This is a genomic window from Pseudomonas sp. MM213 (genome assembly GCF_020423045.1).
GTDB classification, from domain to species: Bacteria; Pseudomonadota; Gammaproteobacteria; order Pseudomonadales; family Pseudomonadaceae; genus Aquipseudomonas; species Aquipseudomonas migulae.
Map to the genome: position 1 here is coordinate 1,633,815 of NZ_CP081943.1, position 23,129 is coordinate 1,656,943.

General features: G+C 59.3%; 19 protein-coding genes and 1 pseudogene. 13 read left to right on the forward strand and 7 right to left on the reverse strand.

The annotated features are described in order from the left end of the window. Positions 1–40: 40 nt before the first annotated feature. Together K5R88_RS07340 and K5R88_RS07345 are read right to left on the reverse strand one after the other, a co-directional pair. Positions 41–1,006, reverse strand: a complete 966-nt coding sequence (locus K5R88_RS07340) for an ABC transporter substrate-binding protein (protein ID WP_226299556.1) — start codon at positions 1,004–1,006, stop codon at positions 41–43. 85 nt (positions 1,007–1,091) lie between these two features. Continuing rightward, positions 1,092–2,525: an amino acid permease gene (locus K5R88_RS07345; RefSeq protein ID WP_226299557.1), complete on the reverse strand. Its 1,434-nt coding sequence runs from the start codon at positions 2,523–2,525 to the stop codon at positions 1,092–1,094. Positions 2,526–2,864: 339 nt separating this feature from the next. On the opposite strand from K5R88_RS07345, the gene K5R88_RS07350 reads away from it, so the two are divergent. Genes K5R88_RS07350 through K5R88_RS07360 form a run of 3 tightly spaced genes read left to right on the forward strand, consistent with a single transcriptional unit; the run spans position 2,865 to position 5,911 of the window. After that, the gene (locus tag K5R88_RS07350; protein WP_226299558.1) at positions 2,865–4,283 is read left to right on the forward strand and encodes an aminotransferase-like domain-containing protein; all 1,419 of its coding nucleotides are present in this window, start codon (positions 2,865–2,867) and stop codon (positions 4,281–4,283) included. A 4-nt stretch (positions 4,284–4,287) separates the two neighbouring features. Next, positions 4,288–5,532, forward strand: coding sequence for an NAD(P)/FAD-dependent oxidoreductase (locus K5R88_RS07355; protein ID WP_226299559.1), 1,245 nt, complete (start codon positions 4,288–4,290; stop codon positions 5,530–5,532). 28 nt (positions 5,533–5,560) lie between these two features. Further along, a complete protein-coding gene (locus tag K5R88_RS07360) occupies positions 5,561–5,911 on the forward strand; it encodes a RidA family protein (protein ID WP_226299560.1) in 351 nt (116 codons plus the stop codon). A gap of 168 nt (positions 5,912–6,079) precedes the next feature. Here K5R88_RS07360 and K5R88_RS07365 read toward each other — a convergent pair whose 3' ends face one another. Both K5R88_RS07365 and K5R88_RS07370 read right to left on the reverse strand, forming a co-directional pair. Continuing rightward, the gene (locus K5R88_RS07365) at positions 6,080–6,982 is read right to left on the reverse strand and encodes an alpha/beta fold hydrolase (protein WP_226299561.1); all 903 of its coding nucleotides are present in this window, start codon (positions 6,980–6,982) and stop codon (positions 6,080–6,082) included. Positions 6,983–7,204: 222 nt separating this feature from the next. After that, positions 7,205–8,656, reverse strand: a complete 1,452-nt coding sequence (locus K5R88_RS07370; protein WP_226299562.1) for a multiheme c-type cytochrome — start codon at positions 8,654–8,656, stop codon at positions 7,205–7,207. A gap of 732 nt (positions 8,657–9,388) precedes the next feature. Here K5R88_RS07370 and K5R88_RS07375 point away from each other — a divergent pair. The 4 genes from K5R88_RS07375 to arsH all read left to right on the forward strand — a co-directional run bounded on the left by K5R88_RS07375 (position 9,389) and on the right by arsH (position 12,455). Continuing rightward, on the forward strand, positions 9,389–10,588 hold the full coding sequence (locus K5R88_RS07375; RefSeq protein WP_226299563.1) for a patatin-like phospholipase family protein: 1,200 nt from the start codon (positions 9,389–9,391) through the stop codon (positions 10,586–10,588). 141 nt (positions 10,589–10,729) lie between these two features. Beyond that, positions 10,730–11,029 carry a hypothetical protein gene (locus K5R88_RS07380; protein ID WP_226299564.1) on the forward strand — a complete coding sequence of 100 codons (300 nt, stop codon included), beginning with the start codon at positions 10,730–10,732 and terminating at the stop codon, positions 11,027–11,029. Positions 11,030–11,280: 251 nt separating this feature from the next. Beyond that, entirely contained in the window at positions 11,281–11,751 is a 471-nt protein-coding gene (locus K5R88_RS07385; protein WP_008033448.1) for an arsenate reductase ArsC, read from the forward strand. Between the two features lie 11 nt (positions 11,752–11,762). Beyond that, positions 11,763–12,455, forward strand: a complete 693-nt coding sequence (gene arsH, locus K5R88_RS07390; protein ID WP_192415837.1) for an arsenical resistance protein ArsH — start codon at positions 11,763–11,765, stop codon at positions 12,453–12,455. Between the two features lie 107 nt (positions 12,456–12,562). Here the strand turns inward: arsH and K5R88_RS07395 are convergent, their stop codons facing one another. Beyond that, the gene (locus tag K5R88_RS07395; protein ID WP_192228256.1) at positions 12,563–13,024 is read right to left on the reverse strand and encodes an HvfA family oxazolone/thioamide-modified RiPP metallophore; all 462 of its coding nucleotides are present in this window, start codon (positions 13,022–13,024) and stop codon (positions 12,563–12,565) included. Positions 13,025–13,382: 358 nt separating this feature from the next. On the opposite strand from K5R88_RS07395, the gene K5R88_RS07400 reads away from it, so the two are divergent. From K5R88_RS07400 to K5R88_RS07425, 6 genes are all read left to right on the forward strand, one after another. Next, complete coding sequence (locus K5R88_RS07400; protein ID WP_223481198.1) at positions 13,383–14,123, forward strand: Mut7-C ubiquitin/RNAse domain-containing protein; 741 nt, start codon at positions 13,383–13,385, stop codon at positions 14,121–14,123. 259 nt (positions 14,124–14,382) lie between these two features. Beyond that, a complete protein-coding gene (gene napE, locus K5R88_RS07405; protein ID WP_008038857.1) occupies positions 14,383–14,550 on the forward strand; it encodes a periplasmic nitrate reductase, NapE protein in 168 nt (55 codons plus the stop codon). Positions 14,551–14,583: 33 nt separating this feature from the next. Then, positions 14,584–14,844, forward strand: a complete 261-nt coding sequence (locus K5R88_RS07410; RefSeq protein ID WP_226299565.1) for a chaperone NapD — start codon at positions 14,584–14,586, stop codon at positions 14,842–14,844. Then, positions 14,841–17,345 carry a nitrate reductase catalytic subunit NapA gene (gene napA / locus K5R88_RS07415; protein ID WP_226299566.1) on the forward strand — a complete coding sequence of 835 codons (2,505 nt, stop codon included), beginning with the start codon at positions 14,841–14,843 and terminating at the stop codon, positions 17,343–17,345. Before K5R88_RS07410 ends, napA begins: the two co-directional genes overlap by 4 nt. An 11-nt stretch (positions 17,346–17,356) precedes the next feature. Continuing rightward, positions 17,357–17,842, forward strand: coding sequence for a nitrate reductase cytochrome c-type subunit (locus K5R88_RS07420; protein ID WP_226299567.1), 486 nt, complete (start codon positions 17,357–17,359; stop codon positions 17,840–17,842). Positions 17,843–17,851: 9 nt separating this feature from the next. Further along, entirely contained in the window at positions 17,852–18,448 is a 597-nt protein-coding gene (locus tag K5R88_RS07425) for a cytochrome c3 family protein (protein WP_226299568.1), read from the forward strand. Positions 18,449–18,514: 66 nt separating this feature from the next. On the opposite strand, the pseudogene K5R88_RS07430 reads toward K5R88_RS07425, so the two are convergent. Together K5R88_RS07430 and K5R88_RS07435 are read right to left on the reverse strand one after the other, a co-directional pair. Beyond that, positions 18,515–19,933, reverse strand: a pseudogene (locus K5R88_RS07430) (efflux transporter outer membrane subunit). Next, complete coding sequence (locus tag K5R88_RS07435) at positions 19,930–23,124, reverse strand: efflux RND transporter permease subunit (RefSeq protein WP_226299569.1); 3,195 nt, start codon at positions 23,122–23,124, stop codon at positions 19,930–19,932. The pseudogene K5R88_RS07430 and the gene K5R88_RS07435 overlap by 4 nt, the downstream one beginning before the upstream one ends. Positions 23,125–23,129: the final 5 nt, after the last annotated feature.

Genomic DNA, 23,129 nt, shown 5'->3' on the forward strand with positions numbered 1-23,129 from the left:
TCCGTAAGTGGATGACGCAAACTGTGATCGCGACGTCGACTCAGGCGAAGGCCTGACTGAAATCTCGCGGCGGGTGCTCGAACGGCCCGATAAGGTTGCCCTTTTCGTCGCGGTCCACGCCGATGCGCGGGTCCTTGGCGGGAGGCACGAGGTAGTCGGAGTTCTTGATCCCGTACTTGGCGAGGATCGGCTTGATCTGATCGGTGCTTTTGAGCCAGCGCAGGCCCTGGTTTATGCCATCGAACAAGTCCTGGTTCTGCGGATGAACACCCCAGATCGCCTCGAACTTGGCGGTCAGGCTGGGGAATTTTTCATCGTAGGACATAGGGATTTGTTTGAGTTTGAGGCTTGGGTCCTGAAGGATCATGTAGTCAATGGTCGGGGCATCCAGCACGGCAAAATCCAGTCGCCCGGCGCGCACGTCACGCAGACAGGAGTCGGTGTTGTCGTAGAGTTTGACCTCCTTCACGCCTTCGATTTTCTTCATGTCCGGAATGGTGAAATAGCCGGTAATCGCGCCGATGGTGCGGCCCTTCACGTCGTTGACGGTGATCGAGGTGGTGAACGGCTCACTGTCGCGCATGATCACGTAGGCACCGGTGTAGAACACCGGGTCGGTCAGCAGCAGGATCTTCGAACGCATCGGGTTCCAGGCGAAGTTGCCGCCGAACCAGTCGGCCCGTCCCGACCTTACCGCTTCGACCACCGCCGGGAAACCCATAGTCAGCACGTCGAGCTTGAGTTCGAGGCGATCGGCAATGATCTTCAGCAATTCCAGATCGGTGCCGACCGGTACGCCTTCACGCAGCGCACCCAAGGGCATATCACCCAGGCAAGCGGCTGTCAGGTAGCCGGGGCGCACAGTCTTGATCGGTTGCCCGGCGGCGAATGACATCGGGATCGGGCCTACGACGCTGCTCAGCAGCACAGCCAGCGAACCGTAACCCGTGGCTTTGAGCAACCCGCGCCGAGAGAAACCCTGGGAGTCGAATTTGAAGTCGGACATAGATCACCTATTGGGCAAATTATTGTTTTGGACGGTTTCAAGCCAAACAACTCAACCGCCATCCGTGGCTGGATTTCCCTATGATTTATGACCGTGTCGGCAACCCCGCCAGCAAGTCGATGGCATTGATGTGGGGCTTGCCGACTGACTGCCGACGACGCTTGAGTAGCAGGTAAGCCGCCGATACCACGCCCAGACTTACAAGGCTGGCAAGGAACTGTGTGCGCAAGGATTCCTGAAAGGCCATGGCGACCAAAACACCCGCAATCACCGTTACAACAGCATAGGACAGCCAAGGAAACAGCCACATCTTGAGGGTCAGCCGGGCCGGCGCCGTGGCTTGCACCTGACGCCGAACCTGGATCTGCGCCAGCGCTACCGCGAGATACACGAACAGCATCACCGCGCCGGACGCATTGACTAGGAACAGGAACACGCCTTCGGGGGAAATGATCGCCGCCATGATCGCGATGTAGCCGATCACACTGCTCAGCAGCACCGCGGCCCGGGGCACTTTGCGCCCGGTCAGGGTCGACAGCCTGGCCGGTGCATCACCGCGCTGACTGAGGCCGAACAGAATCCGCGACGACACGTACAACCCGGAATTCAGCGCCGAGAGCACGGCCACCAGCACCACCGCTTGCATGATCATGGCCGCGCCGGGAATGTGCAGGACCTCCAGCGCCGCCACGAACGGCGAGTGCCCGGCCACGATCTGCCCCCAGGGCACCACGCAGACAATCAGGAAAATCGAGCCGACATAAAAGGTGATGACCCGGAAGATCACCGAACGGGTCATGTTCGCCACGTTCTTCGACGGGTCATCGGATTCGGCGGCGGCGATGGTCGCGATCTCGGCACCACCCACCGCGAAGATCACCGTAGGCACCCCGGCCAGAATCGCGCTCACGCCGTAAGGCATGAAGCCGCGGTCGTTCACCAGGTTGCCCAGCAGCGCACTGGTGCTTGGCGCAAAGCCGAAGAGGTAGGCACCGACCACAAAGATGAAGACGATGATCGCGAAGACCTTCAATGACGCAAACCAGTACTCGAATTCGCCATAGGACTTCACGGACAGACAATTGATGGCGGTCATCACGGCCAACAGCGTCAGACCGATCATCCAGGCCGGCAACGGTATCCATTGCTGGAGAATGTTGGCGCCGACCACGGCTTCCACGGCGACCACGATCACCCAGAAGTACCAGTACAACCAGCCGCTGGTGAAGCCGACCCAATTGCCCAGGCCGATGCGCGCGTATTCGGTAAAGGAGCCGACACCGGGCAGGGCCACGGCCATTTCGCCGAGCATGCGCATGACCAGCATTACTACGATGCCTGCGGCGAGATAACTGAGGAACGAGGCCGGGCCGATGGCCTGAATCGTCGCGCTGCTGCCGACAAACAGGCCCGCGCCAATGATCCCGCCCAGGGAAATCATCGTGATATGACGTTGGCGCAACGCCCCGCTGAGTTGTTGCTGACCGGGCTTTGTATTGGTTGGCTGGGCGTTGTTCATCGGATGACCTCCGCTGCGTTGTCTGGGGCCGATCGACCGGATAATTTCATCGAAGACTTTGCGCGGGGGGGACAACACACCGGATACTCTGTGCCGCCCGCTGCCAGGCTGAAAAGTCGGTGGTGCCGGGGCGTGCCTGGCTGGAACGTTTTGATAGTCATGTGCGTACCTGTTGGGCTGAGCGTGGCAGCCATTTTCTTATTGTGTTGCATGACAAGCATTACAACTCACACACTAATCACGATTTTTTAGCTTGTCAATGGGCCTTGTATCGGATAAAAAGCAATACAAATTTGCTTATTGTCTTGCTGCAAGCATGACAAGCAGGGATAAAGCACCATGAGTCAATTCGAACAGTTGCTGGACGAGCTCAAAGCCAGTGCCGCTTTGCAGCGCGACAAGGCAGAAACCCTTTACGCCCAATTGGCCGATTCACTGGCTGAAGCGATCGGCAATGGCAAGCTCAAGCCGGGCGAGCGCCTGCCGCCGCACCGCGAGTTCGCCAGCGCACTGGGGGTGAACATCACCACGGTGACCAGAGCCATGGCGGTGTTGCAGCAAAAAGGCCTGGTAGAAAGCCGCCCGGGTCGCGGCACGCAAGTCGCCCAGCCTCGGCATCCGGCCGCGCAGTTCCAGTCGGCGCCGAGCAATGATCCGGGCACCGTGGACCTGAGCGTCAACCGCCCGGCCACCGATGGGTTCAATCGGGTACTGGCACAACTGCTGCCACGGCTGTCCAGTGATCCGCGCTTTGGCGACATGAAGGACTATCACCCGTCCGAAGGTCCGCTCTGGGCCCGGGAAGCCGCTGCGCAATGGTTGCGCCATACCGGCGTAGAGGCCCAGGCCAGTCAGATGCTGATTGTCGAAGGCGCGCAACATGGCATCGCCAATACCCTGCGCAGCCTGACCAACAGCGGCGACACCGTGTTGGCCGACAGCGTGACCTATCAAGGCATTAACGCCCTGTGCCGCTCTCTGGGCCTGATTCTGGTCGGGGTTGATGCTGATGCGCGCGGCATGTCCCCTGAAGCGTTGCGCCTGGCCTGCGCCGAACATCAGCCACGGTTGCTGTTTCTGGTGCCGTCGATCCATAACCCCACCGCCATTACCCTCGACGCCGAGCGCCGCGAAGAACTGGCGGAGGTGATTCGCGAAACCAACCTGCTGGTGATCGAGGACGATGTATACCGACCGCTGCTGGATCAATCACCGCCCTCCTTCGCATCCCTGATGCCGGAACGGACGATTTACATCTCGGCCCTGTCCAAATGCATCGCGCCGGGGCTGCGCATGGGTTTTGTCATGGCGCCCCAACCGTTGGTGCAAGACATCGCCGCCATGCAACGCATCGACTGCTGGAGCACTTCGCCGCTGACTGCGCTGATCGCCACCCGGTTGATCGAGGACGGGCATGCCGAGCAACTGGTGTCCGAACAGCGCGAAGAACTGCGGATCCGCCAGGCGCTGCTGGCCACGCATCTTGAAGGCCTGGAATTCCAGCACAGCGCCACCGGCACTCACGCCTGGCTGGTGTTGCCAGAACCGTGGACCGGTTCGCGCTTCGCCCGATTGTGCCAGGACCGCGGTGTCGTGCTGCTGGCCGGCGGCGCCTTCACCTTGCGCCCGGAACTGTCACCGCAAGCGGTGCGCATCAACATCTCGGCTGCTCTGTCACGGGAGCAGTTGGTCAAGGCCTTGGGCATCATCAGCCAACTGGCGCGCCAGGGTCATCTCTATATGCACAACCGGATCTGAGGTCATGACACAGCCAGTTCATTGCGAAATTGCCGTTATCGGTGCCGGTGTTGTCGGGGTGGCAACTGCACTCTGGCTGCGTCGCCAGGGTTACCAAGTGCTGTTGCTGGAGCGCGAGGCGATTGCCGCCGGCGCGTCCTACGGCAATGCCGGCACCCTGGCGCCCTACGGCGTGATGCCGATCGCCCAGCCTTCACTGTTGAAGGCGATTCCGTCGCTGCTGTTTTCGCCGGACTCTCCCTTTGTCATCAACTGGGCCCGCTTGCCCCGGCTGATGCCCTGGCTGTTGCGGTTTCTCAATGAATGTCGCGCTTCGCGCTGCGAAGCCAACACCCTGGCACTGACAAAAATATTGCAACACACCTACAGCGGTTATGCGCCCTTGCTGGCAGATTGCCCCCAGGCCAATCAGCATCTGCGCCACAACGGCTGCATCTATGCCTACGGCACCCAGCAGGGTTTCGCCGGCGCCCAGGCCGCCATCGAACTGCGCCGCGCCCTGAACATCCCGCAACAAGTGTTGAACGCTACCGATATCGAACAGCTGGAACCGGCCCTGGCGGGTAAAGCGGTCGCCGGGATTCTGTTTCCCGAGTCGTCGCACATGGATGACCCGCGAGCCTTCATTGAAGCGCTGGCGGCACCGCTGGTGGCTGAAGGGGCGCTGCATCAAGCAACGATCACCGGCCTGCAAAGGCACAGCGACGGCCTGCACCTGCTCAGCGTCGAAGGCCTGACCTACCGCGCCGACCGGGTGGTGCTGTGCGGGGGGGCTTGGTCGGCGGCGTTGGCGCGTCAGGTCGGCGATCACATTCCGCTGGATACCGAGCGCGGTTATCACCTCGAATTCGACCTGCAAGACACCTTGCTCAATCGCCCTTGCTGCCCGGTGGAAAGCGCGTTCTACATGACGCCCATGGCCGGTCGCCTGAGGGTGGCGGGTACGGTGGAGCTTGGCTCGATCAACGACCCGGCCAATCCCAAACGCTTTGATTATCTGGAGCGCCATGTACGCCGTGTCATGGGTTTGACCGAACCGGTGGCGCGCAAATGGCTCGGCTTCCGCCCGTCCCTGCCCGACTCGTTGCCAGTGATCGGCCCATCGCCAAACGAACCGCGACTGATCTATGCCTTCGGCCATCAACACCTGGGCCTGACCCTCGCCGGGGCGACCGGCCAGTTGGTCGCGGATTGCATCGCCGGCAAGCCCCCCGGCTGGCTCGACAGTTTTTCCGTGCAACGTTTCTGAGCCACGTCATTCCACAGGAGAGCAATTGATGCCAACCATCGAACGCAAACAGACCAACCAACGCATGAGCCAGATCGTCATCCACGGCGACACAGTGTACCTGGCCGGTCAAGTGGGTGAGGCCCACCACAACGTCGCCGACCAAACCCGCGATGCCCTTTCACGGGTCGATGCCTTGCTCAAAGAAGCCGGCTCTACGCGGCAACACTTGCTGCAAACAACCATCTGGCTCGCCGACATGGCGGACTTCGAGGCGATGAACGCCGTATGGGATGCCTGGATACCGGCGGGCCATGCTCCGGCACGTGCTTGCGGCGAGGCGAAACTCGCTGATCCGCGGTTGTTGGTTGAAGTGATTGTCTGCGCGGCGAAGGAGTGAATTTTTACGGTTCTCTCAAGCGCATCAATGGCTACGAGAGCCGCATAGCTGCCGCTAGTGACGGGCAGCAATCGGCCAGAAGCGGACGGTCAGTGACCCGCAAGCACGGCAACGAATCCACTTTCCCGTTTGCGGCGATTCGTCACTCTGGCAACCCCATGCCGTCGCTCACTGGTTCAGGAACTCGATGACAGCAGCGGCGAACAGTTCTGATTGATCAAGCATGACGAAGTGAAAACTGCCGTCAATGCGTCGCAAGCTGATGTTTGGGGTCGAGACATAGGCGTTCCGGTACATTGCATCAACGTTGGAAGCATCTATGCCGTAAAGCGGGTCGTAGGCATAGACAACCTCGACCGGCACCTTAATGCGTTCAAGCTCAGGCCGCAGGTCAGTAACCATCAGTTCATACATGGCATCGGCCACGGTCTTTCGGTCCGAGCTTATCCCCGCTGCGGCCAAACCTGGCCTGAACGCTTCAGTTTTGACGAGACGGGCGATGGATGCATGCTGCATCGCTTCGGCCTGGTCAGGTGTTGCCGCTAACATCGCATCGCGCATCGCAGCAGCATGCGGGGTGGCCGTTTCACTGGTAGCCGAGGGTGCGATCAGCAACGTATAAAAAGGCAGAGCATCGACAATCATCAGGGGGCCAACCTGGTCGGGATGACGAGCACCAAGCATCAGTGCCACCTCACCACCCAACGAATGACCGATGATGACCGGCGCCTCGATGCGCTGGCTGCGGATATATTCAGCAATCGCCTCGGCTGTAGGCGCTGCTACTTTCCCTTCTGGATCGGATGCGGCAGGCGAGCCGGCAAAGCCAGCTACCTGTACGAGATGGAGACGGTGGGTCTGTCGCAATCTGGAGGCCAAATCAGCCCATACTTCGTAGGACGATGCCAATCCTGGAATCAATATAATGTCTGTTCCCTTGCCTTCGACCAGCACAGAGATACGCCCCTGTTTGACCGTCACTGGCGACAGGGACTCAGACAGGGCTGGCGATGCCGACACCGGGGACAAAGTGGCGCCGATCACGCCGACGAGTAAGCTTAAGGGGTTCATAGCCATTCCTTTGACCGAAGAAATGTTGCCACTATATAGCGATAACGGCACACGAAGGCGCGAGAAAACTATCCCCCCGCCTGCAATCCGTAGCGTCAGCTTCGGGTCGATGGCTGTCCCTGGTGACAGGCTGAAAACGGCATTCCCGGCATTTGTCCCCTAGCTCGATAGCAGGCGTTTTCGGTCCATGTACCGTCACAACCACCGCGTGAACATATGCCGCTAGGGTCGGGACGCAGTGATCGGGGACAGAGGTACGCTCTGCGTGACTTTGGCCATCTGGGTGATTTCCACCTGCATCTTATCCTTGCCGAGCAGGTAGTCGGCCAGCTTCTGCGAAAACGGCCAGTAGTTCAGGTTGGCATTCAGGGTCAGCGGCCCGACGGCGTCGGCCGGCACCAGGAAGGAGAATTCCCGGATATCGTAGCCCTTGGGCAGAATGCGGTTGTCCGAGAGAATCTGCGTGGCATTCCAAACCTCGACGTCCAACGGATTTCCGTCCTTGTCGCCTATGTGCACTTTGAAATTTCGCGTGTCGTCCTCGGTCTTGCCGTCCTTGATCGAACCCAATCGATAGAGCTCGCGACCCGTGGCATCCTGCACCCGGAAATCGATCCACATCTCCCGTCCCTCCGGAAAGCCGGTCGGCAGCTTGTGCCCGGCGCCGACATTGGAAACTTTGACTGCGACCGAGGTGTATTGCCCGGGAATGATGGCTGCCGGCAGTTGCTCGAACTTTACTTCCGCCGCGCGCGCGAGCATGTTGCGCGCGCGTTGCGCGCCCTCTTCCTGGCCGAGGTGCTGGAGCAGCATCGCGTTGGCTCCGCTGAACCAATGCGAGGCGACCTCCTCGCGGTCTGGCCCCATGATCGCGGCCTTGCCCGCAAAACCTGGCATATGGCAGCTCTGGCAGGTGACATCGTTAAGGCTGTAGGTGCTCTCCTGCCATTCGTCATAGGTGCGCTCGACCGCCACACTGCTGAACGGGTGCGTGACGTTGTGGCAGGTTCCGCAAAAGTCCGAGCGCGTGTGCAGAGCGGAATACACGGTGTCGTGATAAGGCGAAACGGCATCTTTACGCGGGCCGAACTTGGTGGGTTTACCGTGCGCTCGAGGGCTCAGAACATAGGCACCGTTATCGAGGCCCGTGCGTGCACTGATGTTGTGGCAGGTCTCGCAATCGACCCCAGGCATCGGATGATTCTTCGCGCTGTCTTCAATTGAAGAGCGGTTAACTTGCGAATTGATCTGCCCGGTCGTGAGACCGATCGGGGTATGGCAGCCGGTGCAGAAGTTATCGACCTTCCCCTCGGTGGCCGAACTCGCACGCTTGAGCAAAGCCCGATAGATGGGTTCATCCCAGGCTTGGGACATCATCGACGAGCGCCACTGCTTGTAGATCTCTGTATGGCAAGCGCCACAGACCTGGGCATTGTCGAAGTCTTTGACATTCAAAACCAGGTTGCCGGTGGTATTGGCCCGATGAGGAAAGAACGGCATCCCGCCAATCACATGCATGAGCCTGGAGCGTGCCGGCTCCAGCCACTTCTCATTACTTTGGTTGTCATTGCCCTGAGGTTCGTCGGCCGCCACCAGCGTGACCATCAGCAGGCAGGCTAGAAAGCACAACCGGTTCAGTGCTACCTGCGCACACGTATTTCTGGAGTGGCCCATAAGCATTTCCCCTGGACGGTTGCAGAGGATGACTGCAGTACTTCTATTGAGTAGCCCCAGTATTGAGTAGTCGGAGGTACTTCGTGATGCAAACCGATGGTTACAGGCAATCACTCAATGGAGTACTGACAGTTCCACAGCACCCCGACCCTGCACCTTGCATGAACGGGACAAGCTCACTCAGCAATTGCCTTGCCAGCCCCGCAACAAAATATGTCGGATTACCTGGGAGACCAGCAAACATTGGTCAGTGCTTGAAATTTTGAGTTAATGGAGACGCGAACTCTGCTGGGGAATCACGCCCATTAGTGGGGAAGCTCACTCCGAAATCGGGGGGGAACAAAAGCGCTTCAGCAGCGCTACAGGCCCAAGGCTTGCAGCCAAGCGTCTTTCACTCAAATGGTCTGATTATTGCCTCATTGCTCATACGAGCTCATGAATATTGAAGGGGTCAAGCTTTTCCTGTTCAGCCAGTACGCAACGCGTAATTGACCCGTCCTAAATATCACGCTCTACCCCTTAACCAGGAGAGTCAAAAGGCTTTCTTATAAAACCTGGCGCGCGCGGCCAATGAGTTTTTTTATCATGTAAAGGAGCGCAGAATGAGCAGCCTGGCGTTCGAATGACATGCCGCAGGCGGCTGGCGTGTAGTCATCTCGTACACCACCGGCAGGGACTTTCTCGGGGACGATGAGCGCGCTTGCTGTCGACGGCAAGGGCTGGAGAGGCGTTTTGAAACCATTCCCGCTCAGACCTGGCGCCTCAACTCTGGACATGTTTCTTCAAGCGTGTCTGCCACGCCGTGATGCTGTTCCGCCAGCCTTGACGGAAAAAGCTGTCATCTCAGGCATTCCCGATGCTCGCTACAGGCTGGACCACGACCTGACGCCTTTCATTGAGGATGCGGTTCAGTCCAACAAACGTGAGAGCGAGGTTCTCGCCAAGGCCGGGAAGCCGAACAATATCCTTCCGCTGGCAAATATGCTGGCGATTTCCGGTGGCGGCGACGCGGGTGCATTCGCAGCGGGACTGATTGCTGGATGGACGACGCAAGGAACTCGCCCCATGTTCAAGGTCGTCACAGGCGTTAGCGCGGGTGCCCTGGTCGCCCCGTTCGCTTACCTGGGGTCCGAGTACGACGGCGTGATTCGGTATGTCTCCAACGCAATCGGTCCAAAAGACATTTTTCATTCGCGAAGCGTATTCACCCGTCTTGCCAGCGACGGTATAGCGGACAGTAAGCCACTGTCGCGGCTCATCGCAAAATACGTTACAGCACAGATTCTTGCGGCGATCGCGACAGAGTACGCCAAAGGACGAATTCTGCTGATTGGCACAACTGACCTTGATTCGGGGCGGCCAGTCACGTGGAACATGGGCGCGATTGCCGCAAGCAAAGCACCGGGAGCGCTCGACCTCTTTCGCAACATTATGCTCGCGTCAATGAGTATTCCCGGTGCAGTCTCACCCGTCATGATTGATGTGGACGTTGACGGCAAACAGTTTCAGGAAATGCACGTGGACGGAGGGGTCATCACTCAAGTGTTTCTTTACCCACCCAGCACCGTGATGGCGCTGAGCAAAGCCACCGGAGCACCTTTGCGACTCGACCGTCATTTCTATGTCATTCGTAATGGGACACTGGAGCCACAGTGGTCCGGGACAAAGCGCCGCACATTGAGCATCGGCGGTCGAGCCATCAGTGCCTTGATTCAAACTCAGGGGATCAGCGACCTGGAGCGTATTTACCGTATGGCACAACAGGATGGAGCGGATTTCAATCTTGCGTACATTGGCTCCGACTTCTACTTTCCGCACAATCGAAAATTCGATGGCGAGTACATGAAGCGTTTATTCGATTACGCCTTTCAACTCAGCGCGAAAGGCTATCCGTGGCATAAATCGCCGCACTTGGAAAACACCAAACATTGAAACAACCGCTGAAAGATCGAGGCAATCTGCTGCATCGACCGGTTGAATCCACAGCCGATTGCAGCAACGTCAACCTACCGTCTAATCTGATAAGTACACGACTACACACACGCTGCTAGCCGCCTCTTGCAGGAAAACGCCATGACCGCAAACACAGTACGCCACTGCTCGTCATGGATCCTGCCCTCCCTGCTTGCCATCATCCTGGCGATGATGGCGGGATGTTCAGGCAAAGCGGCCACGGCTCGCTACTCGACCTTGAGCGTAGGCTCAAGCTGCTATGCCAAAGCACTGCCCACTTCCGGTGAGGGCGGCCTCGCTTGGGGGGACACCTTGAACATGGCACGCCAGAAATCCCTGAGTAACTGCATTCGCTATGCCGGCCGCTCCGGTGGCACGCCGGATACCTGCCAGGTGGTGTTGGCCGAGTGCAAAAATTAGGCGTGCAGCCGTGTGCGCTTCTACTCAATAAACATCTGTGGAAGGCGCGTGTTTAAGCGCCCTCATGCTTACGTCCAGAGGCCGACGACCATTTCCCGTCGGCTGCGGACATTAAAGCCAAGACTCGCACGCCGAGACCGCATTTCTGCAAAGACCCATGACAGGCAGTGAATTGGCATTCAGACAGCATTTGACCAATCCATATGGAAAACCGTATATTCGATTAACCATATGTACTCAGAGAAGTCACCATGCGCGTTCTGTTCATGTGCACCGCCAATAGCTGCCGCAGCATCCTCTCCGAAGCGATGTTCAATCATCTCGCGCCGCAAGGTTTTCAGGCAGTCAGTGCCGGCAGCTTCCCCAAGGGCCAGGTTCTGCCGCGCAGTCTTGTGACGCTGCAAGAAGCCGGCATCGCGATTGACGGGTTGAGCAGTAAAGGCAACGACGCCTTCGAAGCCAACCCACCGGACATTGTCATCACCGTCTGCGACAAGGCTGCCGGCGAGGCGTGCCCGGTTTACTTCGGCCCGGCGCTGAAAGCCCATTGGGGATTGGAAGATCCATCCGAGGTGAAGGGCGACGAAGCGGTCGTGACCGCAGCCTTCCACTCAACCCTGGCGCGCATCGAAACACGCTGCCGGGCCTTCCTCGCCCTGCCCTTCGGCGAACTTGACCGGGATGCCTTGAAGCGCGAACTCGATCGCATCAGCACCCTGTAACCGGAGCCCTCATGTCCCACGAACTGCCCAATCTCGACGCCTCCCTGATTCAATCCATTGCCGGTGACGACACCCCGCACAAGCCGCGAATCCTGCTGTTGTACGGGTCGACTCGACCGCGCTCATTCAGTCGTCTGCTGATCGAGGAAGCCGCCCGATTGCTCGAACATTTCGGTGCAGAAACGCGGATCTTCAATCCATCCGGCCTTCCTCTGCCGGACGATGCACCGACCGATCACCCGAAAGTCCAGGAACTGCTCGAACTGATGCAATGGTCCGAAGGACAGGTCTGGTGTTCACCCGAGCGTCACGGCTCGATGTCGGCCGTGTTCAAGGCGCAGATAGACTGGGTGCCACTCGCGCTAGGCGCCATTCGCCCGACCCAGGGCAAAACCCTCGCGGTCATGCAAGTCAGTGGTGGTTCTCAGTCGTTTAACGTGGTGAATCAACTGCGCGTGCTGGGGCGCTGGATGCGGATGTTCACCATCCCCAACCAGTCTTCCGTGCCGAAGGCTTATCTGGAATTCGACGAAGACAACCGCATGAAACCGTCCGCGCTTTATGACCGGGTGGTGGACGTCATGGAGGAGCTGGTGAAGTTCACTCTGCTGCTCCGGGAGCGTCCGGACCTGGTTGACCGTTACTCCGAACGCAAGGAGTCGGCGGAGGAACTGACCCGGCGGGTGAATCAGCGGTCGATTTGAAGCACCCCGACGCTTTATAGATCGCAACGAATAAAACACCGATGTGGCGAGATAGAGAAAACCCTATCTCGCCACACCGGTGTTGTTGTAGTCGGCAGTCCCCACTATCAGCCCTGTGCTTTGCTCATTTTGGTGAACAGCTCGGTTGGCACTTTCTTGCCGTTGGAGGTGAACTGGTTGGTGCGGAATTTGTAGACCTCGCCTTCGGAAAGGAAACCGTCGTTGTTGGTGTCCATCGCCTTGAACTCTTCAGCACCCTTTGGGGCCACGGTCAGCAATTCTTTCAGGGAAACTCGGCCGTCGTGGTCGGTGTCGGTACGGGCGAAGGAAGCGTCGCCGCATTTGCCTTCACCGCATTTGCCTTCACCGGCCTTGGTGACCTTGGCGCCGGTTTCGCTGGCGCCGCACTTGCCTTCGCCACACTTGCCTTCACTGGTCTTTTCCGCCGCGGCGAGTTGGTAGCCTTGAGGCAGTGCGTCAGCGGCGAAGGCGGACGAAGCGAGGTTCATGCAGCCGACCAGTGAAACAGCAATCAGGCCAATACGGGATTTGTTCGAAAGACGGGACATGGTTATTTCTCCGGATACTGTGTGCGGTGAGGCCGCTCAGGGTCATGCCACCAGGGCGATAAGCCGTGGTGCGAGGTGCGTTTGCTTTCTCGCTAAGGCCAGGCTATTTGACTGCAACCGTGTATCCCGGATGTATCCGGATCGAGGGGCATTTGTACGCCAGCATCTTTACAGCGGGTCTGGATACACAGCGATACATTTGGCCCACTGCTTTTTATCTTTGCCGCCTGGAAGGCCCTGAACCAATCGGCATCAAACCTATCCCTGAGCAATTCCAACATGATCGTAGTCGTGGCCCCGCCGCAGAAGATGCCCGGGCCAGACTCGCTCATCCTGCAGCCTTGCCATACTGTTCATCATGGCCAGTGCAACCTTCCGCTTCTACGAGGAGCTCAACGATTTCCTGCCGGCCGAACGGCGGCGGCAGTCATTCACCTGCAAGTGCGCGCGAGGGGCGACGGTCAAGCACATGATCGAGGCGCTCGGGATACCGCACACGGAGGTCGAGCTGGTGCTGCTCAACGGTGAGTCGGTGGGTTTCGAGCGGGTGATCTTCGACGATGACCGGTTGGCGGTGTATCCCAAGTTCGAAACGCTGGACATCAGCCCGCTGTTAAAGGTTCGGGCTCAACCTTTACGGGTGCTGCGCTTCGTCGCTGATGCGCACCTGGGCGGGCTGGCCAACCTGCTGCGTATGAGCGGCTTCGACACCCTCTACGACAATGGCTTCGAGGATGGCGAGATTGCTGAGATCGCTGCGCAGCAAGGACGTATCGTGCTGACCCGTGACCGCGAACTGCTCAAGCGGCGGATCATCAGCCACGGCTGTTACGTGCACGCCCTGAAACCGTCGCTGCAGCTGCGCGAATTGTACGAGCGCCTCGACCTGGCGCGTAGCGCGCGGCCATTCAGCCTGTGCCTTCATTGCAACCTGCCGCTGCACGAGATCAGCCCGGAACTGGCCCGGCCGCAGGTCCCGCCACGCGTTGGCGCGCTCTATTCGCACTTCCTGCGCTGCGACGCCTGCCAACGGGTTTACTGGGAGGGTTCGCACTGGCGCAGCATGTGTGCACTGCTGGCACCTCTGCTGGACCGATAGCCGAATGCATCGACCGGGAAGAGATTGCGAGGACCGTTTACTCGGGAACTCCGGTCACCGCATGCACTACGCGCAAGGAGATCGGACCGATACGCCTGCGTTGTGTCACGAAAGTAGATTGCATCCATCTCCATACCTGTCCCGCTCGTGGCTTGCACCGGTGCATGGAGATTAACCATTGGTCGAGAAAAACTCAGGGCAGAAGTCCTCCCCTTAACTACTGATCTAGTATCAACGCAAGTTTCGGCAGGAGATTCTCATGTCGTTGGCTGAAGAACAAAAACCGCAGCGTCGCAAAGAAGCCCGGCTGTTTGTCTTTCTTGTCGTCTGCCTTTTTCCGCTGCTGTCGGTCGCGATAGTGGGCGGCTATGGCTTCCTCATCTGGTTTTTCCAAATGCTCTACGGCCCGCCCGGACCACCTAACTGATAGTTCTCTTTCAGAGCCTGTTGGAGTCAGCGCATGGACGAAACTCTGCATATAGCCAGCCTGGTGGTACTTGCCCGACCTGAACTATTCGACGCCGTCAAAACCAACTTGCGTCTATTGGACGGCCTGGAATTACATCACGAAAGTGCCGCCGGAAAACTGGTGGTCGTGCTTGAGGCCAGCCACGAAAATCAGATCCTGCAACGTATCGAGCAAATCAACAATCTGCCGGGTGTGCTCAACGCCGCGTTGATCTATCACGAACTCCTAGAGCCCACAGGAGACACCGAATGAGCATGTCCCGCCGAGAGTTCGTCAAGGCCCAGGCCGCGGCCATCGCAGCCGCCGCCGCTGGCCTGCCGATTGCCACCTCCGCCAGTAACCTGATTACCGAAGCGGACATGGTCACCCTGGACTGGAACAAGGCGCCCTGCCGTTTCTGCGGCACCGGGTGCAGCGTGATGGTCGCGACCCGCGACAACCGGGTGGTCGCCACCCATGGCGACGTCAAGGCCGAGGTCAATCGCGGACTCAACTGCGTGAAGGGCTATTTTCTCTCCAAAATCATGTACGGCGTGGATCGCCTGACCCAGCCACTGCTGCGCATGACCAACGGCCAGTTCGACAAACAGGGCGAATTCCAGCCGATCAGCTGGGACCAGGCCTTCGACATCATGGAAGAAAAGTTCAAGCAAGCCCTGAAGAGCAAAGGCCCGGAATCGATCGGCATGTTCGGTTCCGGGCAATGGACGGTTTGGGAAGGTTACGCGGCCAACAAATTGATGAAAGCCGGTTTTCGCAGCAACAACATCGACCCCAATGCCCGCCATTGCATGGCCTCGGCGGTGATGGGTTTCATGCGCACTTTTGGCGCGGATGAACCGATGGGCTGCTACGACGACATCGAAGCCACCGACGCCTTTGTGCTGTGGGGCTCGAACATGGCTGAGATGCACCCGATTCTATGGAGCCGGGTCACCGACCGGCGCCTGAGCCAGCCGCATGTGAAAGTCGCGGTGCTGTCGACCTTCGAACATCGCAGCTTCGAACTGGCCGATATTCCCATGGTATTCACGCCGCAATCCGACCTGCTGATCCTCAATTACATTGCCAACCACATCATTGAAAACGGTAAGGTCGATAAGGATTTCATCAGCAAGCACACGCGCTTCGCCAAAGGCGCCGATGACATCGGCTACGGCTTGCGTCCCGACGACCCACGGGAAAAACAGGCGAAGAATGCCGACAAGGCCAATACCTGGACCGACATGTCCTTCGAGCAGTTCGCCGCGTTCGTCAAACCCTACACCCTGGAACGTACCGCGAAAGAGTCCGGCGTGGCCCCGGAACACCTCAAGGCCCTGGCTGAACTTTATGCGGACCCCGAACGCAAGGTAGTGTCGTTCTGGACCATGGGTTTCAACCAACACACACGCGGGGTGTGGGCCAACAACCTGATCTATAACATCCACCTGCTCACCGGCAAGATCAGCGAGCCGGGCAACAGCCCATTCTCGTTGACCGGCCAGCCGTCAGCCTGTGGCACTGCGCGGGAGGTCGGCACCTTCTCCCACCGCTTGCCCGCCGACATGGTAGTGACCAACCCCAAGCACCGCGCCACCGCAGAACAGATCTGGAAACTGCCGGCCGGCACCATCCAGGAGAAAGTCGGTTTTCACGCGGTACAACAGAGCCGCATGCTCAAGGACGGCGTCCTCAACGTGTATTGGACCCAGGCCAGCAACAACATGCACGCCGGGCCGAACATCATGCAGGAAGTCTTGCCGGGTTGGCGCAACCCGGAAAACTTCGTCATCGTCTCGGACGTCTACCCCACCGTTTCCGCCCAGGCCGCCGACCTGATCCTGCCCAGCGCCATGTGGGTGGAAAAGGAAGGCGCCTTTGGCAATGCCGAACGTCGCACGCAGTTCTGGCATCAATTGGTCAGTGCACCGGGAGACGCCAAATCGGACTTGTGGCAGCTGATGGAGTTTTCCAAACGCTTCACCACCGACGAAACCTGGCCCGCCGAGTTGCTGGCCAAATCGCCGCAATACAAAGGCAAAACCCTGTTCGAGGTTCTATTCAAGAACGGTCAGGTCGACCAGTTTCCCGTCGAGCAAATCGAGGCCGGCTACAAGAACGACGAAGCCAAGGCCTTTGGTTTCTATGCGCAAAAAGGCTTGTTCGAAGAGTACGCCCGGTTCGGTCGTGGCCACGGCCATGACCTGGCACCCTTCGACCTTTACCACAGCGAACGTGGCCTGCGCTGGCCGGTGGTCGACGGCAAGGAGACCCGCTGGCGTTATCGCGAGGGCCTCGATCCTTACGTGGAGGCCGGCAGCGAAGTGCAGTTCTATGGCTACCCGGACAAGAAGGCGATCATCTTCGCCCTGCCCTACGAGCCACCGGCCGAAATCCCGGATGCTGACTACCCGTTCTGGCTAAGCACCGGCCGTGTCCTCGAACACTGGCATACGGGCAGCATGACCCAGCGAGTCGAGGAGTTGTACAGAGCGGTGCCGGACGCCCTGGTGTACATGCATCCGGAGGACGCCAAGGCCTTGAAGGCACGGCGTGGCAGTGAAGTGAAGCTGATCAGCCGCCGCGGTGAAATCCGCGCGCGCATCGAAACCCGCGGGCGCAACAAACCACCCCGTGGCCTGGTGTTCGTACCGTTTTTCGATGCCAACAAGTTGATCAACAAGGTCACGCTCGACGCCACCGACCCGATCTCCAAGCAGACCGACTACAAGAAATGCGCCATCCGCATCGAGTTGATCAGCGCGGCTTGAGGAGAACCGTCATGACTTTTCGAATCCTGCCCCTGGTCCTGCTTGCCGCAATGGGCATGGTGCTCGCCGCCGAGGTCGATTACCCGCTGGATGCGCCCGGCCCCGACGGTCGCCGCCCCGGCGGTACCCTCACCCGGAGCATGCCCGCGCCACCGATTGCCAACGATGAAAACAAGGACCTGAAGCGCGAGCGCAACTATCCTGACCAGCCGCCGACCATTCCCCATAGCATTCGCGGGTACCAGATCGACAAGAACGGCAACAAATGCCTGACGTGCCACAGCCGGGCCAATAGCGCGCGCGCGCAGGCGACGATGATCAGCATCACCCACTACATGGATCGCGACGGTCAGGCGCTGGCGGCGGTCTCGCCCCGGCGCTACTTCTGTACTCAGTGCCACGTGCCGCAAAAAGAGGTACTGCCGCTGGTGGGCAACACCTTTGAAACCATCGACAAAATCCTGCAAGACGATGCCAACGCTGCGCAAAAACCTTGAGGAGGCGCCATGAAAGCACTGTTCGCCCTGCTTAAGGATTATTGGGGCATCCTCTGTCGACCCAGCGTTTACTTCGGCCTGGGGTTTCTGACACTGGGCGGCTTTATCGCCGGGATCATTTTCTGGGGCGGTTTCAACACGGCGCTGGAGCTGACCAACACCGAGAAGTTCTGTATTTCCTGCCATGAGATGCGCGACAACGTCTATGTCGAGTTGCAGGACACCATTCACTACACCAACCGCTCCGGTGTGCGCGCCAGTTGTCCGGACTGCCACGTTCCCCATGAGTGGACGCACAAGATCGCGCGCAAGATGCAGGCATCGAAGGAAGTCTGGGGCAAGCTGTTCGGCACCATCGACACCCGCGACAAATTCCTCACTTTGCGCCGTGAACTGGCGGAACATGAATGGGCCAGGCTCAAGGCCAACGACTCGCGCGAATGTCGCAACTGCCACAACTTTGAGTTCATGGACTTTACCCGCCAGGGCAAACGCGCTGCGGCCATGCACTCCACCGCATTGGCCAAGGGCGAGGCCACTTGCATCGACTGCCACAAGGGCATTGCGCACAAGTTGCCCGATATGAGTGGAGTGAAAGGATGGTGATGCATCCGAAATATCCGACCGGCCGCCCCACACCGTCAGCGTAGGGCGACAGATCTCACACCGGCATCAGTTCGTGGCTACCACTTTTTTGCCGACACTGTCCCACCCTCCTCCCAACGCCTTATAGATCGCGACGATGCCCCGGTACTGATCAATCTCACCCAACGCCTGCGCATCCTCGGCGTTCAGGCGTTCACGCTGCGCATCCAGCAACACCAGATAATCCACGGTGCCTTCCTTGTACTGGATCGCCGCCAGGTCTGCAGCCGCTCGGCTGGACTCGCTTTGCCGGATCAATGACAGCAGCCGCTGCTGGCGTTTGCCGTAGTCGCTGAAGGCGTTTTCCGACTCTTCCAGCGCCAGCAGCACTTACTGTTCGTAGGTGGCCAAGGCGCCTTCGGCATTCGCGTCGGCGCCCCGGATGCGCGCTCGCACACTGCCCAGGTCAAAAGCTGCCCAGGTAATGCTCGGTCCCAATCCCCAGGCTCTGGCGGCACTGGAACCAATCTGCGAACCACGGCCGGCGGTGAAACCGAGGAAGCCGCTCAAGCTCACTCTCGGGAACAGGTCGGCGGTGGCCACGCCGATTTCCGCCGTGGAGGACGCCAGCCTGCGCTCGGCGGCGAGCACATCGGGACGCCGGCGCAGCAGCTCGGCGGGATCACCGATCGGCAACGCTTTGGCGATGGCGGGCAACTGCGCAGGGCTCAACGACACGCACAACGTATCCGGGCGTTCACCCAACAGCGTGGCGATGCGGTTTTTCTGCCGCACCTGTTCCGCTTGCAGTTGCGGAACCGTCGCCTCGACAGCCGCCAAACGTGCGTCGGCACGCACCACGTCAAGCTCATTGCCCACGCCGGCATCGCGCAGGCTGACCGTCACGCTGCGCGAATCCTGCTGATTCTTCAGGTTGGCCAGGGCAATTTTTTCCCGCAACTGCGCGCCGCGCAATTGGCCGTAGGCATCCACCAGCTCGGCGATCATTGTCACGCGGAGCTGAAACAAGTCTGCGGCGGCAGCGTCTTCCTGGGCGCTGCTGGATTCCAGTTGACGCTGGATCCGGCCGAACAGATCGACTTCCCAAGCCATGTCGAGGCCCAGGTCGTAGCGTTCGATATTGACGCGGCTTTCGGTCAGGCCAGGCACTTGCGACTTGCCATGCTGGCTGCTGACGCGGCTGGTGACAACCGGCAAAATGTCGTTGCTGACGTCATCACGAATCGCCCGGGCCGCTTTCCAGCGGGCAAACGCGACGCGCAAGTCGCGGTTGCCCTCCAGGGATTTGCTCACCAACTGATTGAGCGTGGGGTCATCAAACTGTTGCCACCACACCGTTTCAAATCGCGATTGATCGTAGGCACTGCCTTGGGCAGACACGACGTTGGCGGGCGCGGTGTCAGGCGTTTTGTAGTCGGGGCCTACCGTGCAGGCGCCGAGCGCGACGACCAGAAGGCTGGGTAAAAAAAGCTTCAAGGTGTTCATGAATGAGCCTCCTGATTGAGCGCGTTTGCCTGATGAGCCTTGGTGACCTTGCGCGCGTTTTTGCGCTCGATGTAGCGACGAATCAGCACGAAGAACACCGGCGTCAGCAGCAACCCGAAGAAGGTCACGCCGAGCATTCCGGAGAACACCGCGACGCCCATCGCACGGCGCATTTCCGAGCCGGCACCCGTGGACGTCACCAGCGGAATCACCCCCATGATGAACGCGAAGGACGTCATCAGAATCGGCCGCAGACGCATGCGGCAAGCGTCCAGCACTGCATCCAGCGGCGACATGCCCTGGTCCTGTTTATCCTTGGCGAATTCGACGATCAGGATCGCGTTTTTGCAGGCCAGGCCGACCAACACGATCAGGCCGATCTGGGTGAAGATGTTGTTGTCGCCCTTGGAAATGATCACCCCGGCAATCGCCGACAGCAGGGTCATCGGCACGATCAGGATCACCGCCAATGGCAGGCTCCAGCTTTCATACAGCGCCGCCAGCACCAGGAACGCCAACAGCACGCAGAGGGGGAACACCAGAAGCGCCGTGTTGCCCGACAGGATTTGTTGGTAGGTCAGGTCGGTCCACTCGTATGTCATGCCGTTGGGCAATTCTTCCTTGAGCAACTTTTCAATCGCGGCTTGTGCCTGTCCGGAGCTGTAGCCGGGGGCTGCACTGCCGTTGATTTCGGCGGTGAGGAAGCCGTTGTAGTGCGAGACCCGGTCAGGGCCTGACGTCGGGCTGACCTTGACGAATGTGGCCAGCGGAATCATCTCGCCGCGATCATTGCGCACCTTCAACTGACCGATCTGTTCAGGCTCCTGGCGGAACTGTTGCTCGGCCTGCACGTTGACCTGATAGGTCCGGCCAAAACGGTTGAAGTCGTTGGCGTACAGCGAGCCCAGGTAGACCTGCAAGGTGTCGAAAATATCGTTGATCTTCACCCCGTGAGTCTTGGCTTTTTCCCGGTCAATGGCGGCTTCAACCTGCGGCACGTTGACGGTGTAGCTGGTGAACAGGTTGGCCAGCTCCGGCGTGCTACGGCTCTTGGCGATGATGTTCATCGTCTCTTTGTACAGCTCGTCGTAGCCCAGGTTGCCACGGTCTTCGATCTGCAGACGGAAGCCGCCAATCGTGCCCAGGCCTTGTACCGGCGGTGGCGGGAACACGGCGATGTAGGCGTCCTGAATGCCGCCGAACTTGCCGTTGAGCGAGGCGGAAATCGCCTTGGCAGACAGGCTCGGGTCTTTACGCTCTTCGAACGAACTCAAGCCGATGAACGCAATACCAGCGTTCGGGCTGTTGGTGAAGCCGTTGATTGAAAGGCCCGGAAATGCCACGGCACTGTCGAAACCCGGCTCGTTCATGGCGATGGTGCTCATGCGACGGATCACCGATTCGGTGCGGTCGAGACTCGCGGCATCCGGCAGTTGCGCGAAGGTCACCAGGTACTTTTTGTCCTGGGTCGGCACGAAGCCGGTCGGCGTGGTGCTGAAACCCATCCAGGTCATGGCGATCAGACCGGCGTACACCAACAACGCCACGCTGCTGCCACGAATGACTTTGGCCACGGCAACCATGTAGCCGTGACTGGCCCTTTCGAAGAAACGGTTGAACGGTTTGAACAGCCAGCCACCGAGCAAACGATCCAGCACTCTGGAAAACCGGTCTTTCGGTGCGCCATGGGCCTTGAGCAACACCGCTGCCAACGCCGGTGACAAGGTCAGGGAGTTGAACGCCGAGATCACCGTGGAGATCGCGATGGTCAACGCGAACTGTTTGTAGAACTGCCCTGTCAGCCCGGAGATGAACGCGGCTGGCACGAACACCGCGCACAGCACCAGCGCCGTGGCGATGATCGGCCCGGTCACTTCGCCCATGGCTTTCTTGGTCGCCTCGATCGGTTCCAGTCCGGATTCAATGTTTCGCTCGACGTTCTCCACCACCACAATGGCATCGTCGACCACGATCCCGATGGCGAGGACCAGGCCGAACAGCGACAGTGCGTTGAGCGAAAATCCGAGTAGGTGCATCACGGCAAACGTACCGATCAGCGACACGGGCACGGCCACCAATGGAATGATCGACGCGCGCCAGGTTTGCAGGAACAGGATGACGACCAGCACCACGAGAATCAGTGCTTCAAACAGCGTGTGCACCACCGCCTCAATCGAGCTGCGGACGAAAATCGTCGGGTCGTAGACGATCTCGTAATCCATGCCTTCCGGGAAATTTTTCTTCAGCTCGGCCATCTTCGCCCGCACCTGGTCGGAGACGTCGATGGCGTTGGAACCTGGCCGCTGGAAGATAGGCATCGCCACCGCTTCCTGGTTGTTGAGCAAGGCGCGCAAGGCGTACTGGTTGGAACCCAGTTCGATCCGGGCAATGTCCTTCAGGCGCGTGATTTCGCCGTTCGGGCCACTGCGCACGATCACGTTTTCAAATTCTTCTTCGCTGACTAACCGCCCCTGGGAGTTGATCGACATCTGGAAGCTGGTGGCATTTGGTGCTGGCGGCGAACCCAGTTGCCCGGCGGCGACTTGACGGTTCTGTTCACGCACCGCAGTGACCACATCAGTGGCAGTCAGATTGCGCGAGGCGGTTTTGTCCGGATCGAGCCAGATACGCAGCGAGTAATCGCCGATGCCGAACATCTTCACATCGCCGATCCCTTCCAGACGCGACAGCTCGTCCTTGACGTTGAGGATCGCGTAGTTGGACAGGTAGAGCATGTCGTAGCGTTTATCGGGAGAGATCAAATGCACCAGCAACGTCAGCTCGGGCGACGCCTTGTCGACAGTGATGCCGATACGCGTCACTTCCTCGGGCAGCTTGGGCTCGGTACGGGTCACACGGTTCTGGACCTGGACCTGGGCGTTGTCCAGGTCGGTGCCCAACGCGAAGGTCACGGTCAGGGTGAGCCGGCCGTCAGCCGTGGATTGCGAGGACATGTACAGCATGTTCTCGACACCGGTGATGGCTTGCTCCAAAGGGGCTGCCACGGTTTCGCCGATGACTTTCGGGTTGGCGCCCGGGTAGTTGGCGTGAACAACGACGGTCGGTGGAACCACTTCCGGATATTCACTGATCGGCAACTGGAACAGCGAGATCGCGCCGGCGATCAGGATCAGCAGCGACAGCACCGCCGCGAAGATCGGCCGCGTGATAAAGAACTGGGAGAACTTCATGTCGG